This window comes from Blautia sp. AM47-4 (assembly GCF_003479865.1).
GTDB classification, from domain to species: domain Bacteria; phylum Bacillota; class Clostridia; order Lachnospirales; family Lachnospiraceae; genus Fusicatenibacter; species Fusicatenibacter saccharivorans.
On the sequence record NZ_QUHY01000027.1, the window covers coordinates 25,330 to 40,942 of the forward strand.

Sequence of the window (15,613 nt, forward strand, 5' to 3'; positions counted from 1 at the left end):
GTGATTAACGAGAGTATTGCAAAACTGGTAAAATATGGAGAAAATGCCGGTCTTGTTTCGGGACTGGATAAAATCTATGCGACAAACCGGATTCTGGAAGTCATGCAGATTTCCGATTACGAAGAGCCGGAGCAGATTCCGGAGACCCCGGATCTGGAAGAGACTTTAAATGAACTGCTTGATGATGCAGCTAAGCGCGGTCTTCTCGAACACAACAGCGTCGTTTACCGCGATCTGTTCGATACGAAACTGATGGACTGCCTGATGCCGCGCCCGGGAGAGGTGGTAAAGAAGTTTGAGGAACTCTATGCGAAGAGCCCGCAGGAGGCAACCGATTACTTCTACAAACTGAGCCAGGATTCCAACTACATCCGCAGATACCGCATCGCAAAGGATATCCGCTGGAGCGTACCGAGTGCCTACGGCGATATCGATATCTCGATCAACCTCTCCAAACCGGAGAAGGACCCGAAGGCGATCGCGGCTGCAAAACTGGCAAAACAGAGCGGTTATCCGAAATGCCTGCTCTGCAAGGAGAATGTGGGCTATGCGGGACGCGTCAACCACCCGGCGCGCCAGAACCACCGCATCATTCCGCTGACGATCAATCAGACGGAGTGGGGATTCCAGTACTCGCCATATGTGTATTACAATGAGCACTGCATCGTGTTCAATTTCCAGCATAACCCGATGAAGATCGAGCGCGCGACCTTTGTGAAGCTGTTTGACTTTATCAAGCTGTTTCCGCACTACTTCATCGGTTCCAATGCGGATCTGCCGATCGTGGGAGGCTCCATTTTAAGCCACGATCATTATCAGGGCGGTCACTATACCTTCGCAATGGCGAAAGCGCCGATCGAGCGCCATTTTACCATCAAAGGATACGAGGATGTGGAAACCGGCATCGTCAAATGGCCGCTGTCCGTCATCCGGATCCGCCACAAAGATGAGAAACGGCTGATCGATCTGGCAGAGCATATCCTGAACTGCTGGAGAGGTTACACGGATGAGGATGCGTTTGTATTCGCCGAGACTGACGGAGAGCCGCACAACACGATCACGCCGATCGCAAGAAAAGTGGGCGATACGTTCGAACTCGATCTGGCACTGCGCAACAACATCACGACGGACGAATGCCCGCTCGGTGTTTACCATCCGCATGCACAGTATCATCACATCAAAAAAGAGAACATCGGCCTTATTGAGGTTATGGGACTTGCGATTCTGCCGGCGCGCTTAAAAGATGAGCTGGAAGAGCTTTCCAAATGCCTTGTAGAGGGAAAAGATGTCCGCGCTGTCGCAGAGCTGGAGAAACATGCCGACTGGGTAGACGAATTCCTGCCGCGCCATCCGGAGCTGAACAGCGAAAATGTGATGGATATCCTGAAAGAGGAAGTCGGAAAAGTCTTTGTCGGCGTACTCGAGGATGCCGGCGTTTACAAGTGCACCGAGGAAGGCAGAAGTGCATTTGCAAAATTCATGGAAACGTTGTAGAATAAACTAAATGCTTCAATTAACCCGCTGCGGCAAAAAAGCAGCAGCGAAGGAAAACATGGAGGATACCAAAATGAAAATCTTAGTTACTGGCGGTGCAGGCTATATTGGAAGCCACACCTGTGTGGAACTGCTGAACGCAGGCTATGACGTTGTTGTCATGGACAACCTTTACAATGCAAGCGAGAAAGCCATCGAGCGTGTAGAACAGATTACCGGAAAGAAAGTAACCTTCTACAAAACCGATATGCTGGACCGCGAAGGCGTAAAGAAAATTTTCGACAACGAGAAAATTGACGCTGTCATCCATTTCGCAGGCTTAAAAGCAGTCGGCGAGTCCGTACATAAACCGATTGAATATTATCACAACAACATGACCGGAACCCTGATTCTCTGCGATGAGATGAGAAACCATGGCGTAAAGAACATCATCTTCAGTTCTTCTGCAACCGTATACGGCAATCCGGCACAGATTCCGATCACCGAGGAGTGCCCGAAGGGAACCCCGACCAACCCATACGGCTGGACAAAAAGCATGCTCGAGCAGGTTCTGACCGACATCCACACCGCAGATCCGGAATGGAATGTTATCCTGCTTCGTTACTTCAACCCGATCGGAGCGCATAAGAGCGGCCTTATCGGAGAGGATCCGAAGGGCATCCCGAACAACCTGCTTCCGTATGTCGCACAGGTTGCCATCGGAAAACTCGAGTGCATCGGCGTTTTCGGTGATGACTACGATACTCCGGACGGAACTGGTGTCCGCGATTACATCCATGTTGTTGACCTGGCACGCGGCCATGTAAAAGCCATCCAGAAACTGGCTGACAACGAGGGCGTTTCCATTTACAACCTCGGAACCGGCAAAGGCTACAGCGTACTCGATGTGATCCACGCATTCGAGAAAGCATGCGGCCATCCGCTGAAATACGAAATCAAACCGCGCCGTGATGGTGATATCGCAACCTGCTACTCCAAATGCGACAAAGCAAAAGAGGAGCTTGGCTGGGAGGCTGAGTACGGCATCGAGGAGATGTGTGCCGATTCCTGGAACTGGCAGCAGAAGAATCCGAACGGATATAACGACTAATGTAATGTGAGCGTTATCTGGCGGTCCGCCGATACTTGAAAGAGTGTCGGCGGGCCGTTTTTGTATAGATAAATTCAGTCTTTTTTCACAAAGTCCGGCTTGCTAATTAAGAGGGAATCCGATATAATGTAAGAGTTAAAGTGTCCGTAAAAAAAGAGGGGCGGTTTGACATACAAGGAGGAAAAGCATGGACGATAGAAAAAATCAGAACCGGGAACCAGAAAAAGGCTCCGGGGGAGGACCGAAAAACAGACAGACGATACTCATTATCCTGATCTGCCTCCTCGTCAGCCTGATGGTGATGGGACTTCTGAACAATGCCCTTGGGGGAATTACTTCCGAGGATCTTGACTATAGCAAATTCCTGGACATGGTAAACAACGATGAAGTGCAGGAAGTTGTCTTGAAATCGGGAACACTGACCGTAACGCCGAAAGACCAGAAATCGGAGGGAATCACCTATCAGGTAACGATGATGGGAGATGAGCAGGAGCTGGTCGATCTGTTACAGGAGAAAGGCATTACGTACCACAAAGATCCGCCGGATTCTACCGGAACGATCATTTACACATTGCTGACCGTCATTCTGCCGGTTGTGATGCTTGTCGCTGTCATGGTATGGGTGATGCGCAGCATGAACAAAGGCGGCGGAGTCATGGGCGTAGGAAAGAGCAGAGCAAAGGCCTACGTACAGAAAGAAACCGGCGTGACATTCCGCGATGTTGCGGGACAGGACGAGGCAAAAGAATCGCTCCAGGAGGTTGTGGATTTCCTGCATAACCCTGGAAAATACACGACAATCGGTGCAAAACTTCCGAAAGGAGCGCTTCTTGTAGGCCCTCCTGGAACCGGAAAAACACTGCTTGCCAAAGCCGTAGCCGGTGAGGCGCACGTACCGTTTTTCTCGATGTCCGCTTCGGAATTTGTCGAGATGTTCGTCGGTGTCGGTGCATCGCGTGTGCGTGACCTGTTTGAGGAAGCAAAGAAAAACGCACCGTGCATCATCTTTATCGATGAGATCGATGCGATCGGAAAGAGCCGTGACAACAGCTACAACAGCAACGACGAGCGGGAGCAGACGTTAAACCAGCTCCTCGCCGAGATGGACGGATTCGACAGCTCCAAGGGTATTCTGATCCTTGCGGCCACAAACCGCCCGGAGGTTCTTGACCCGGCGCTGCTGCGTCCAGGCCGTTTTGACCGCCGGATTATCGTAGAAAGACCGGACCTGAAAGGCCGTGTGGAAATCCTGAAAGTACACGCCAAGAACGTATCGCTCGATGAGACGGTTGATCTCGACGGCATCGCACTTGCGACATCGGGAGCCGTTGGTTCTGATCTTGCAAATATGATCAACGAGGCAGCGATTCTTGCGGTCAAGAACGGAAGAAAAGCCGTTTCCCAGAAGGATCTTCTCGAGGCAGTCGAGGTTGTCCTCGTCGGAAAAGAGAAGAAGGACCGCATCTTAAGCCAGGAAGAGCGAAAGATCGTTTCCTACCACGAGGTAGGCCACGCACTTGTTACTGCACTGCAGAAGGATTCCGAGCCGGTACAGAAAATCACGATTGTGCCGCGTACGATGGGTGCGCTCGGCTACGTCATGCAGGTGCCGGAGGAGGAGAAATACCTCAACACGAAGAGCGAACTCGAGGCGATGATCGTCGAATGCCTCGGTGGAAGAGCGGCAGAGGAGATCGTATTCGGCAACGTGACAACGGGAGCTTCGAATGATATCGAGAAAGCGACGAAGATTGTCCGCGCGATGATCACGCAGTACGGTATGTCGGAGAAATTCGGTTTGATCGGTCTTGCGACCCAGCAGAATCAGTACCTCGACGGAAGAATGGTCTTAAACTGCGGCGATGCCACAGCAACCGAAATCGACCACGAGGTCATGAAGATCCTGAAAGAGTCGTATGAGCAGGCAAAAGAACTTCTGGCAGCTAACCGCGATGCGATGGATGAAATCGCAGCTTACCTGATCCAGAAAGAGACGATCACCGGAAAAGAATTTATGGAGATTTTTCATCAGGTGATTGCAAAACGGAATGGAAACGCGGAAGAAGCGGTTGAAAATCCAGAAGTATAAAAAGAAAGCGAAAAGGCCCGGCGGGAGCAGAGAAAACGATCTCTGCACGCTGGGCATTTTCAACATTACAGTCCCAAAAAGAGGAGGGTCATATGGCGTTTGATATCCAGGAAGAACTGAAAAAACTGCCGGGGAAACCCGGCGTCTATCTGATGCACGACGCGGACGATACAATTATCTACGTAGGAAAGGCGATTTCGCTGAAAAACCGTGTCCGCCAGTATTTCCAGACGAGCCGCAACAAAGGGCCGAAGATTGAGCGGATGGTCACGCATATCGCCCGTTTTGAGTATATTGTGACGGATTCCGAACTGGAGGCGCTCGTGCTGGAGTGCAACCTTATCAAAGAGCACCGTCCGAAATACAATACGATGCTGAAAGATGACAAGGCGTACCCGTACATTAAGGTGACCGTGAACGAGGATTTTCCACGCATTCTGTTTTCCCATCAGATGAAGAAGGACAAGGCGAAATATTTCGGCCCGTACACGAGCGCCGGAGCTGTGAAAGATACGATCGAACTGTTGCGGAAGCTGTACGATATCCGTTCCTGCAATAAGAGCCTGCCAAAGGAGATCGGCAAGGACCGCCCGTGTCTTTACTATCACATCCACCAGTGTAAGGCGCCGTGCCAGGGATACATTTCCAAAGAAGAGTACGGCGAGCAGATCAAAAAGGCGATCAGTTTTCTGAATGGAAATTACAATGACATGATCAAAGAGCTGACTGGAAAAATGACGGAGGCGGCTGAGGAGATGCGGTTCGAGCAGGCGGCGGAGTACCGTGATCTGATCGACAGCGTGCGCAGGATCGGCGAGCGGCAGAAGATTACGAACAGTGACGGCGAGGACAAGGATGTCATTGCGCTTGCGATGGACAAAGAGGATGCGGTGGCGCAGGTCTTCTTTATCCGGAACGGAAAGCTGATCGGGCGGGAGCATTATTATCTGCGGATTGGCGAGGAGGAGCAGAAAAGCGAGGTGCTGCTCACGTTTATGAAACAGTTCTATTCCGGCACGCCGTTCATCCCGCGGGAAATCATGATTTCCGAGGAGATTGCCGAGCAGGAGCTGATGGAAGAGTATTTAAGCAGCAAACGGGGCCAGAAGGTCCGCATCCGCGTGCCGAAAAAGGGCAGCAAGGAAAAAATGGTGGAACTGGCAGAGCGGAACGCACAGATCGTTCTCGACCAGGACCGCGAGCGGATCAAGCGGGAAGAGGGTCGGACGGTCGGTGCCGTAAAAGAGATCGCCAGATGGCTGAACCTACCGTCGATCGACCGCATCGAGGCGTACGATATCTCCAATATCAGCGGTTTCCAGTCGGTCGGCTCAATGATCGTCTACGAGAAAGGAAAGCCAAAGCGCGCCGATTACCGAAAATTCAAGATCAAATCCGTCGAGGGACCGAACGATTACGCCAGTATGAAAGAGGTCTTAAGCCGCCGTTTTCTGCGCGGCATCCAGGAGGACAGCGGTTTCGAGCGGCTGCCGGACCTGATCATGATGGACGGCGGACGCGGCCAGGTTAACATTGCGCTTGAGGTGCTTGAAGAAATGGATCTTGCGATTCCGGTCTGCGGTATGGTAAAGGACGACAAGCACCGCACGAGGGGGCTGTATTTCCGAAACGTGGAAATCCCGATCGACCGGAACAGCGAGGGCTTCAAACTGATCACACGCGTGCAGGACGAGGCGCACCGCTTTGCAATCGAATACCACCGCCTGCTGCGGAGCAAGGGTCAGGTCCACTCGATTCTCGACGACATCCCGGGCATCGGGCCGACAAGAAGGAAAGAACTGATGCGCCACTTTCAGGGAATTGATGATATCAAGGCGGCAACCGTGGAAGAACTTTCCGGACTTCCGGGCATGAATAAAAAGGCGGCGGAGCAGGTCTACACATTCTTTCACGCACTTGCACAGGAGGAAAATGAGGATTCGTCAAAATAGTTAAATTTCTAGGTTGCCCGTGATGCTTTATTGTGCTAAAATCATAGAAGAGACGGATTTAAAAAGACGTCGAATGAAGTCGGAGGACAGGAAAATGAAAGAAATTGAAATGACCAAAATGGTGGAGGAAATGGATCTCCGCAACCTGACACCAGAGGTTGATATGACAGATCTTGTCATTGCCACACCGGATATCAACCGTCCTGCACTGCAGCTGACCGGTTACTATGAGCATTTTGCCAATGAGCGTGTGCAGATCATAGGTTATGTAGAGTTCACGTATCTGCAGCATCTTGAAGAGAGCGAGCGCGTCCGCGCGTTTGAAGAGTTTGTAAGCCGCAAGATCCCATGTGTCATTTTCACCACGAAGATGATTCCGGGACCGGAAATTCTGGAGCTGTGCAATCGTTATCAGGTACCGGCCTTTGCGGTAGACAAATCGACTTCCGTTTTCATGGCTGAAATCATCCGCTGGCTGAATGTCCAGCTTGCCCCGATGATCTCCATCCACGGCGTGCTGGTCGATGTATTCGGCGAGGGCGTTCTGATCATGGGCGAGAGCGGAATCGGAAAGAGCGAGGCTGCACTGGAGCTGATCAAACGAGGCCATCGTCTCGTCAGCGATGATGTGGTTGAAATCAGCCGTGTCAGCGACATTACGCTGGTCGGAACGGCACCGGATATCACGCGTCACTTTATCGAGCTGCGCGGTATCGGTATCATCGACGTCAAGACGCTGTTTGGTGTCGAGAGCGTAAAGGATACCCAGTCTATCGACCTTGTTATCAAGCTTGAAGAGTGGGACAAAGAGAAAGAATACGACCGTCTGGGCCTGGAAGAAGAGTATATTGAGTTCCTTGGAAACAAGGTTGTCTGCCATTCCCTTCCGATCCGTCCGGGCCGTAACCTGGCGATCATCGTAGAAACCGCTGCTGTCAACCACAGACAGAAGAAGATGGGCTACAATGCCGCACAGGAGCTGTACCGCCGTGTACAGGCTAACTTAGTGAAAAAAAGAGAGGAGAAGTAAGAAAATGGCAAACTATGTATTTGGAATCGATGTTGGGGGTACTTCAGTGAAATGCGGAATGTTCCAGACAGACGGAACTCTGTTGGAAAAATGGGAAATCCCGACCCGCACCGAAAACGGCGGAAGCGAAATTCTGCCGGATATCGCAAAAAGCGTAAAAGCAAAAATGGCTGAGAAGGGTATCGCAGCAGATGATGTTGCCGGTGTCGGCATTGACGTACCTGGCCCGGTTAATGACAAAGGTGAGCTTTCCATCGCAGTCAACCTGAACTGGGGATATAAAAATATCGTAAAAGAGCTTTCCGACGAACTCGGCGGAATGGCAGTAAAAGCAGCAAACGACGCAAACGCAGCAGCTCTCGGTGAGATGTGGGCAGGCGGCGGAAAGGGAAGCAAGAACCTGGTTATGGTTACCCTTGGAACCGGTGTCGGCGGCGGAATCATCGTGGACGGCAAGATCGTAGCAGGTGCTCACGGCGCAGGCGGCGAGGTTGGTCATGCATGTGTTGAGCCGGAAGAAGAAGCGGTCTGCAACTGCGGAAACCACGGATGCCTCGAGCAGATGACATCTGCAACCGGTATCGTTCGTCTGGCAAAGAAATATCTGGCATCCCATGATACTCCGTCTTCTTTAAGAGAAAGAGGAGAGTCCATCAGTGCAAAAGCTGTCTTTGATGCATTAAAAGAAGGCGATGCAGCAGCAGAAGCAATCGTTCAGGAGTTCTCCGAGTACCTCGGAAGAGCACTTGCAGTATTCGCATGCGTTGTTGACCCGGAAGTTATCGTAGTCGGCGGCGGTGTATCCAAAGCAGGCCAGATCCTGATCGACGGCGTAGCTAAATACTACCGTGAAGCAGCATTCATCGCATGCAAAGATACCCCGATCGTACTCGCTTCCCTTGGAAACGATGCTGGTATCTACGGCGCAGCAAAAATGCTGATTGACTAATTGATTCAGATGGAAAAAGAAGTATAGAAAAACCGGTCCTGCTGGCATATGCCAGAGGGCCGGTTTTTTGTGTATAGACTGACTGAAAAAGTTATTCGGAAGAGCCGCTCTCTTCGGACTGCGGCTGTACTTCCGATATCTCCGCCGGGGTATCCGGTTCTGACGGTGCATCAGGGGTCTCCGGTGTGTCAGGAGTCTCCGGTGTGTCAGGAGTCTCCGGTGTATTAGAAGGCGGATCGGCAGGTGTTTCGGGCGGAGCCGGAGTTTCCTGCGGTGCCTCCGTCGGTGTCGGGGTTGCCTGCGGAGTTGATGCTGCAGAAGGGGTTCTGGTCGGCGTCGGTGTTGAGGCCGGCGCGGTGTAGTGGCCCTTGCAACGCTCGGTCGGCAGATCGGATACCGCAAAGTATTCGGTGATGGACGGGCAGCTTGAGCGGGCGAGCAGGCCGGTCTTCGTACAGATCGTTGCCTCCTGTACTGTTGCGGAAGTTTCGAAATCCATATCGGCAAGGCCTCGTGGATTTCATTCATGACCTTTGCCCAGAGACGTTTGTGGAATTCACGGTCGCTCTCCGGAAACTCCGCGTGTGTATCATACGTTGCCCAGATGGCAGCGGTATAATATGGTGTAAAGCCTGCAAAGACGAGATCCTTGGCCTCATTCGTCGTACCGGTTTTTCCGGCTGCGTGCATATTGTCGAGGCGGGCGGCAACACCGGTACCTTTTTCCAGAACATCCTCCATGACATTGGTGAGGAGGGAGGCAGTGCTTGCCTTGAAGACCTGCGTTGCCTTGTTTTCTGTGTTGTCAATTAAAACATTTCCCTTGCTGTCGGTAACCTTTGTGTAGAACACCGGCTTGCGGTACTGGCCGCCGTCTGCGATTGCCGCGTAGGCTGCCGTCAGTTCGAGATCACTGACACCGTAGGTGATACCGCCGAGAGCCAGCGGCTGGATCACATCGTATTCCTCGGAGAGTTTGGAAAAACCAAGCTTCTTCAGATAATCAAAGCCGACCTTCGGCGTAAGCTCGGTCAGTACCTTGACGGCCGGGATATTGATGGAATTGATGATCGCCTGGCGGACGGTAACATCACCATGGTAAGTAAGATCCGAGTTCTGCAGCGGTGTGCCGTCACTGTAGTTGAACGGCTCATCCTTAATTACCGTAGCGAGTGTAATCTTTCCAAGGTCGAGCGCCGGTCCGTACGCGGAAAGAATCTTGAACGTGGAACCCGGCTGGGAATAATTATCGGTTGCGCGGTTGAAGGTAAGACTTGCTGTTTTTTCGCCGCGTCCGCCGACGATGGCTTTCACGTAACCGGTGCGCTGGTCCATAACGGTCATGCACGCCTGCGGCTGCGGGGTGAAGCTGCTGCGCTCGGCAACAATCGTATCGCCCTCCTGCATGATAGCGGCTTTGTACTGGTCGATATAGCTCTGTGCCTCCTCCTGGGAGTCAAAGAGCAGATCGAAATTCGGATCGCTGTTGCGGAAGTAGAGCTGCAGCATCTCTTTGCTGTAGTTCTGTACCTCGCCGTCTGCCTGCTCTACGGTGAGCGCCCAGTCGAGACCGATCTGCGTGTTCGCCGGGAAGTTCTCCGGATTCTGGAATTCCGTATCGAGAATCGACTGCATGTAGGAATCCTGTGTGGTATAGATTTTGAGGCCGCCGCTGTAGACAACGTTCTTTGCCTGCACTTCGGTGTAGCCTTTCTGTACCATCAGATCGTTGATCAGGTTGGTGATGACTTCATCGATAAAGTAGGAGTACGGCGCGCTCTCCGCCTGGGACTGCGTGTGCATGGCGATGCGGTCGTAAACATTGTCGTTCATGGCAATGGTGTATTCTTCTTCGGTGATGTAGCCCTGCTCTTTCATGTTGTTCAGGATCTTGTCGCGGCGCTGCTGGTTTTTCTCCGGGTGGTTTTTCGGATTATATGCCGTCGGCGCCTTTGGAATTGCGGCAAGAACGGCGCATTCAGAGAGCGTCAGATCTTTTGCATCCTTTCCGAAATACGTCTGCGCTGCCGTCTGGACACCGTAGCAGCCGGAACCTAAGTTGATCGTATTCAGATAATTTTCCAGAATAACGTCTTTGGCGTTTTCACCCTCTGCGGTCAGTGTTTTTTCCAGCTTCAGCGCCAGGTACTGTTCCTGGATCTTCCGCTTGAAGCTCTGCATCCGCGTCTCTTCCATCCAGTCAGTGAAAACATTGTTTTTTAAGAGCTGCTGTGTGATCGTGCTGGCGCCCTCGGTAAAATGAAAGCCGTGGCTGACGCCGACAACGAAAGCACGGATGATACCGCTCGGATCGATGCCGTTGTGCTCATAAAAACGGGCATCCTCAACCGCGACGATCGCGTGCTGCATATCGAGCGGAATCTCCTCAATCGAAATCGAGACACGGTTTCCCTGAGCCCCGGTCAGCTTCTGTACCTGGTTGCCGTCAGCATCGTAGATAAACGACGCGTTGCCGAGCGGCATGATATTTGCCTCCGAGATATCAGGGGCACTGTCAATCACGCCGCGGACAGCGCCGATCACAAGCCCGGCACCGCAGACGAGAACGACAAGAAGAAGACAGAACGCGATGCGCAGCGCCGTCACGCCGGCCGTCTTTTCAATCTTTCCGTAATGGGACCGCAGATCTTCACGTTTGTCTTCCAGATGACTTTTTCCAAAGTGCATATAGAAAATCCTCCTTATGTCATGTTCCTGCAAAACTGATTCAGTTCAGTAATCAATGGTGTTCCTGCCCTGCAAAAAGCAGGGTATACTTATTTTTATTATACCAAACAAAGGGCTGGAATAAAAGTATTTCTGAAAAGAATGCTGATTTTTCAGAAATGATATGGTAAGATAGGTACATATTTGGGTGAAGGAGTAAGGACATATGATCGATCAGTTTCGGACGGTTTACCGGGGTGGAACCGGGGAAATCGTGGAGAAGAAATCACGTTTTATTGCGACGGTGCGTCTGGTGGAATCTGAGGAGGAGGCACTTTCCTGCCTGGAAGCTCTGCGGAAAAAATACTGGGATGCGCGGCATAACTGTTTTGTGTATATTATTGGAGAAAATCAGGAGACGGTGCGCTGCAGCGACGACGGGGAGCCTTCCGGCACGGCAGGGCGGCCGATGCTCGATGTGGTACAGGGAGCAGGCCTCCGCAATGTGCTTGTTGTGGTGACGCGGTATTTCGGCGGTACGCTGCTGGGAACGGGCGGCCTGGTGCGCGCGTACTCGCAGGCGGTGCAGGAGGGGCTGGCAAACAGTGTTCTGATTGACGAGATCTGCGGCGTGCGGCTGTTGATTGAGACGGATTACAACGGCATCGGTAAAATCCAGTATCTGCTCGGCCAGCGGGGGATTCCGATTCTGGAATCCGAGTACACCGATCAGGTGAAAATCCGCGTTCTCGTTCCGAAAACGGAGGTGGACCGTCTCTGCGCGGAGATTACCGAGGGGACGAACGGAAAGGCAAAACTGGAAAAAGAAGAGGAGCTGTACTTTGCGCAGAACGACGGAGAGCTGATCTTCGGGGATGAGCTGACGCAGTATAAGAATCTGGAGGCAGAAGAATTAGGATAAAGGAGGATGCGACATGAGGTTTCCGGAAAATCTGAAAAAGGGCGGAACGATCGGCTTTGTGGCACCATCGTTTGGATGCACAACAGAGCCATACAAGTCCGCGTTTGCAAATGCACAGAAAAAATGGAAAGAGATGGGATATCAGCTGGATCTTGGGCCAAACTGCTATGCAGAGCACGGCATCGGAATCAGCGCGGCACCGGAGGAGTGCGGAAAAGAGCTGACGGAATATTATGTCAGTGAGAAGAATGACTGTCTGATTTCCTGCGGCGGCGGAGAGCTGATGTGCGAGGATCTCGATTACGTGGATTTTGAAAAGATCAGAAAGGCACCGGCGAAATGGTATCTCGGCTATTCTGACAATACGCATTTTATGTATCTTCTGCCGACCATCTGCGATACGGCGGCTGTTTACGGTCCGTGTGCGAGTGATTTCGGCATGGAGCCGTGGCATAAATCCGTAGCGGATGCGTTTGGCGTACTGACGGGAGAAGTGCGTACCGTCCGCGGCTATGAGGGATGGGAAAGAGACGATGCGAAGGGCAGAAGCGAGGAAAATCCGTATCTGCCGTACCAGATTACAGAACCGCGCGTTCTGCGCCGCTTCCCGGATGCGGACAGTGCATTTGAGGGACGGCTCATCGGCGGCTGTCTCGACTGTCTCGTCAATATTCTTGGAACGAAGTACGACGGAACGGTTGATTTTGTGGAAAAATATAAAGAGGACGGTTTTGTCTGGTTTCTGGAAGCGTGCGATCTGAACGTCTTTGCGATCCGCCGCGCAATCTGGCAGATGGAGCACGCCGGCTGGTTCCAATATGTGAAAGGCTTTTTGATTGGCCGCCCGCTGCAGTTCGGACAGAAATTCGGGGAACTCGACCAGTACCGCGCCGTGACGGATCTGCTTGGAAAATACAACGTGCCGATCGTGATGGATCTCGACATCGGACACCTTCATCCGGCGATGCCGCTGATCGTCGGAAGTTATGCGAAGGTGGCCGTGGAAGGAAATGAGATTGAAATTAAGATGGAGTGCCGTTAGAACGCTTTTGAAAAATATTTTCTCGAGCGGCAGGGCAGAGCCTGTGGGAAAATGTCTGCGCGCGTAGAAGAACTATCGGCGCATCCGGCAGATGCCGCGGAGCTTTTTGACATCGAGAATCGTGACCGTGCCGCGGGAGAGTGCGACGATGCCGTCTTTCTCGAACGACTTTAAGGTGCGGGAAACGACCTCTCTGGCACTGCCGAGGTTCCGCGCGATCTGTTCGTGCGTGGTGGAGAGCACCGGGGAACCGGTGCGGATGCGTTCATCCTCGAGATATCCGGCAAGGCGCTGGTCAAGCCGCGTAAAGAGGAGCTGGCCCATCGCCCACATGACTTCGGAAAAATGCTCCGTTGTTTCCCGGTAAATGTAGTTTTCAACGTAAATATTCTGATTCAACAGTCTGCGGAACGTGCTGGCCGGAGTGATGAGAACTTTCGTCTCCTCCTCGGCCTCAATCAGAATATCAAAGCTGATTTCCTGCATCGCACAGGAGGCAGACAGCGTGCAGACTTCGCCGGGACCGGTGGTAAACAGGGTAATTTCCCGCTGCTCGCCGGACTGGATAAAGATGCGGAGCTTGCCGGAGAGGACAAGCAGAACGCCGAGACAGTCATCGTCACAGCTGTAGAGAAAATCGCCGCGCTGATACGTCGTCAGGACGGAAGAGAGCACGAGTGTCTGCTGTTCATCGGCGGTAAGCTTTGAATAAAATGGATAATGCTCCTGAAAACAGGATTCCAGAAAAGATGACATAAATAAAACTCCTTTCGGAAGAAGAACGTTCTTTTGTAAACTACGGCAGCAGCCGTTTCTTCCATGATAGAAAAGAACGGAAAGAAATGCAAGAAAAAACGTATCGGTTTTTGTGCCGATACGTTTTTTCTTGCATTTCCAATATTACGCTGTTTATTTTACAGAGTTAATCAGTTCTTCCAGCTCCTCATAGGAAACGGCGCCGACGTTTTTCTTTACGAGTTCGCCGTTTTTGAAGAAAGCGAGGGTCGGAACGCTCATGACTTTAAAGGATCTTGCCAGCTCCGGTGCTTCGTCAACGTCTACTTTGTAGAACTGGATCTCCGGCATATCCTCAGCTGCCTCTTCGATGACCGGGGCGAGCATTTTGCACGGTCCGCACCAGGTAGCAAAGAAATCAACAACGGCAACGCCAGGTGCTGCCTGCAGAGCTTTTTCAAAGTTTTCGGATGTAACATGAATTAATGACATAATAGAAGTCCTCCTTTTTTAAAACGGGATTTTTTATTTCCCGGTAAGTGTTTTTCTGTTGTGACTGTAGAATACCACAGCAGAACGGGAAGTTCTGTGACTAAGTCACAAAATGATTTCTTATTTTTTATTTCGGTTCTTTTCCCTGGCGGAAGCATTCGATCATTTCACCGGTCAGACTGATGAGGTTCGGCGTCTCCGGAAGAGAATCGCGGTCAAACCATTCGGCAACGGAGAGTTCCTCGCGGTCGAGGGTAATGGACGGATCGCCGTCCACATCGCAGTAAAATCCGGCGAGCAGCGAGCCGCTGAAGGACCACGGCTGACTCTTATAGTATCTCAGATTTTTGACCTTTAATCCGACTTCTTCCATGACTTCACGGTGCACCGTCTGTTCCAGCGTCTCACCGACCTCGGTATAGCCGGCCACGAGGGCGTACTGGCGGTGGCTGCTGTGGGAAGGTGCGTACTTCGTGAGCAGCAGGCGGTCACCGTCGGTGATGGCAACGATGACGCTCGGGCAGATGACCGGATAGGAGAGCGCGCCGCAGGAAGGGCACTGCATCGCGCGTTCATTTCCAGGCGCATGCATCTTCGTTCCGCAGCGGCCGCAGTAGGTGTGGTCGGTGTACCAGGTGTGGATCTGGTAACCGGTGATACCGGCAAACCCGAGCCATCCCGGAACGGCGCTGCGAAGAATTAGTGTATTTTCGTATTTCCAGATGCCAAATTCCGGAAGCTGCGGACTGCGCAGTTCATAATAGTCCGTCTCATCAATGCGGAACAGAAATTTTGCCTTTTCTTTAATCTCCGGAAAAACAGCTGCAATTTCCGCAATGGAAGGGTAGCAGATCTCGGGATCTTCGAAATTGCACAGAATTGTATGATGACCGTAAATTAAAACAAGATCCGTATCGTTCGGAACAGAAGGCTGGTAATCTACATAATATTTATGCGGAGCAATGTCCTGAATCATAAGAATTCCTTTCTTTGGTAAAAAAGTTTTTGGAAAAACAAAAAACCGAAATTCCTGTGAAGAAATTTCGGTAATAAAAAGAGCGCGAGACGGGATTCGAACCCGCGACCCCAACCTTGGCAAGGTTGTACTCCACCCCTGAGCCACTCGCGCATATACATCCTTTTGGATGAAG

The 15,613-nt window shown here is 51.8% G+C and carries 11 protein-coding genes, 1 tRNA gene and 1 pseudogene; 8 read left to right on the forward strand and 5 right to left on the reverse strand.

Features of this window, described 5'->3' with window-relative positions; genetic code table 11:
• The 6 genes from galT to DW965_RS15140 all read left to right on the forward strand — a co-directional run bounded on the left by galT (position 1) and on the right by DW965_RS15140 (position 8,604).
• Positions 1-1,494, forward strand: a complete 1,494-nt coding sequence (gene galT, locus DW965_RS15115; RefSeq protein WP_055219747.1) for a UDP-glucose--hexose-1-phosphate uridylyltransferase — start codon at positions 1-3, stop codon at positions 1,492-1,494.
• Between the two features lie 73 nt (positions 1,495-1,567).
• A complete protein-coding gene (gene galE, locus DW965_RS15120; RefSeq protein WP_022463123.1) occupies positions 1,568-2,584 on the forward strand; it encodes a UDP-glucose 4-epimerase GalE in 1,017 nt (338 codons plus the stop codon).
• Positions 2,585-2,771: 187 nt separating this feature from the next.
• Positions 2,772-4,673 (forward strand): ATP-dependent zinc metalloprotease FtsH, encoded by a 1,902-nt coding sequence (gene ftsH / locus DW965_RS15125; RefSeq protein ID WP_055219748.1) that lies wholly within the window; start codon positions 2,772-2,774, stop codon positions 4,671-4,673.
• Positions 4,674-4,765: 92 nt separating this feature from the next.
• Positions 4,766-6,625, forward strand: coding sequence for an excinuclease ABC subunit UvrC (uvrC, locus tag DW965_RS15130; protein ID WP_119198575.1), 1,860 nt, complete (start codon positions 4,766-4,768; stop codon positions 6,623-6,625).
• A 94-nt stretch (positions 6,626-6,719) separates the two neighbouring features.
• Entirely contained in the window at positions 6,720-7,655 is a 936-nt protein-coding gene (hprK, locus tag DW965_RS15135) for an HPr(Ser) kinase/phosphatase (RefSeq protein WP_022463126.1), read from the forward strand.
• 4 nt (positions 7,656-7,659) lie between these two features.
• Positions 7,660-8,604 (forward strand): ROK family glucokinase, encoded by a 945-nt coding sequence (locus tag DW965_RS15140; protein WP_117760497.1) that lies wholly within the window; start codon positions 7,660-7,662, stop codon positions 8,602-8,604.
• A 570-nt stretch (positions 8,605-9,174) separates the two neighbouring features.
• On the opposite strand, the pseudogene DW965_RS15145 reads toward DW965_RS15140, so the two are convergent.
• Positions 9,175-11,292: pseudogene (locus DW965_RS15145) on the reverse strand (transglycosylase domain-containing protein); the annotation flags it as partial.
• A gap of 205 nt (positions 11,293-11,497) precedes the next feature.
• On the opposite strand from DW965_RS15145, the gene DW965_RS15150 reads away from it, so the two are divergent.
• Entirely contained in the window at positions 11,498-12,193 is a 696-nt protein-coding gene (locus DW965_RS15150; protein WP_117760495.1) for a YigZ family protein, read from the forward strand.
• A gap of 13 nt (positions 12,194-12,206) precedes the next feature.
• Positions 12,207-13,235, forward strand: coding sequence for a S66 family peptidase (locus DW965_RS15155; RefSeq protein WP_119198576.1), 1,029 nt, complete (start codon positions 12,207-12,209; stop codon positions 13,233-13,235).
• A 72-nt stretch (positions 13,236-13,307) separates the two neighbouring features.
• Here the strand turns inward: DW965_RS15155 and DW965_RS15160 are convergent, their stop codons facing one another.
• From DW965_RS15160 to DW965_RS15175, 4 genes are all read right to left on the reverse strand, one after another.
• Positions 13,308-13,991, reverse strand: a complete 684-nt coding sequence (locus DW965_RS15160) for a Crp/Fnr family transcriptional regulator (protein ID WP_117509659.1) — start codon at positions 13,989-13,991, stop codon at positions 13,308-13,310.
• 153 nt (positions 13,992-14,144) lie between these two features.
• On the reverse strand, positions 14,145-14,462 hold the full coding sequence (trxA, locus tag DW965_RS15165; protein ID WP_117509658.1) for a thioredoxin: 318 nt from the start codon (positions 14,460-14,462) through the stop codon (positions 14,145-14,147).
• Positions 14,463-14,589: 127 nt separating this feature from the next.
• The gene (nudC, locus tag DW965_RS15170; RefSeq protein WP_117509657.1) at positions 14,590-15,438 is read right to left on the reverse strand and encodes an NAD(+) diphosphatase; all 849 of its coding nucleotides are present in this window, start codon (positions 15,436-15,438) and stop codon (positions 14,590-14,592) included.
• Positions 15,439-15,519: 81 nt separating this feature from the next.
• Positions 15,520-15,591, reverse strand: a tRNA-Gly gene (locus tag DW965_RS15175).
• Between the last annotated feature and the right edge of the window lie 22 nt (positions 15,592-15,613).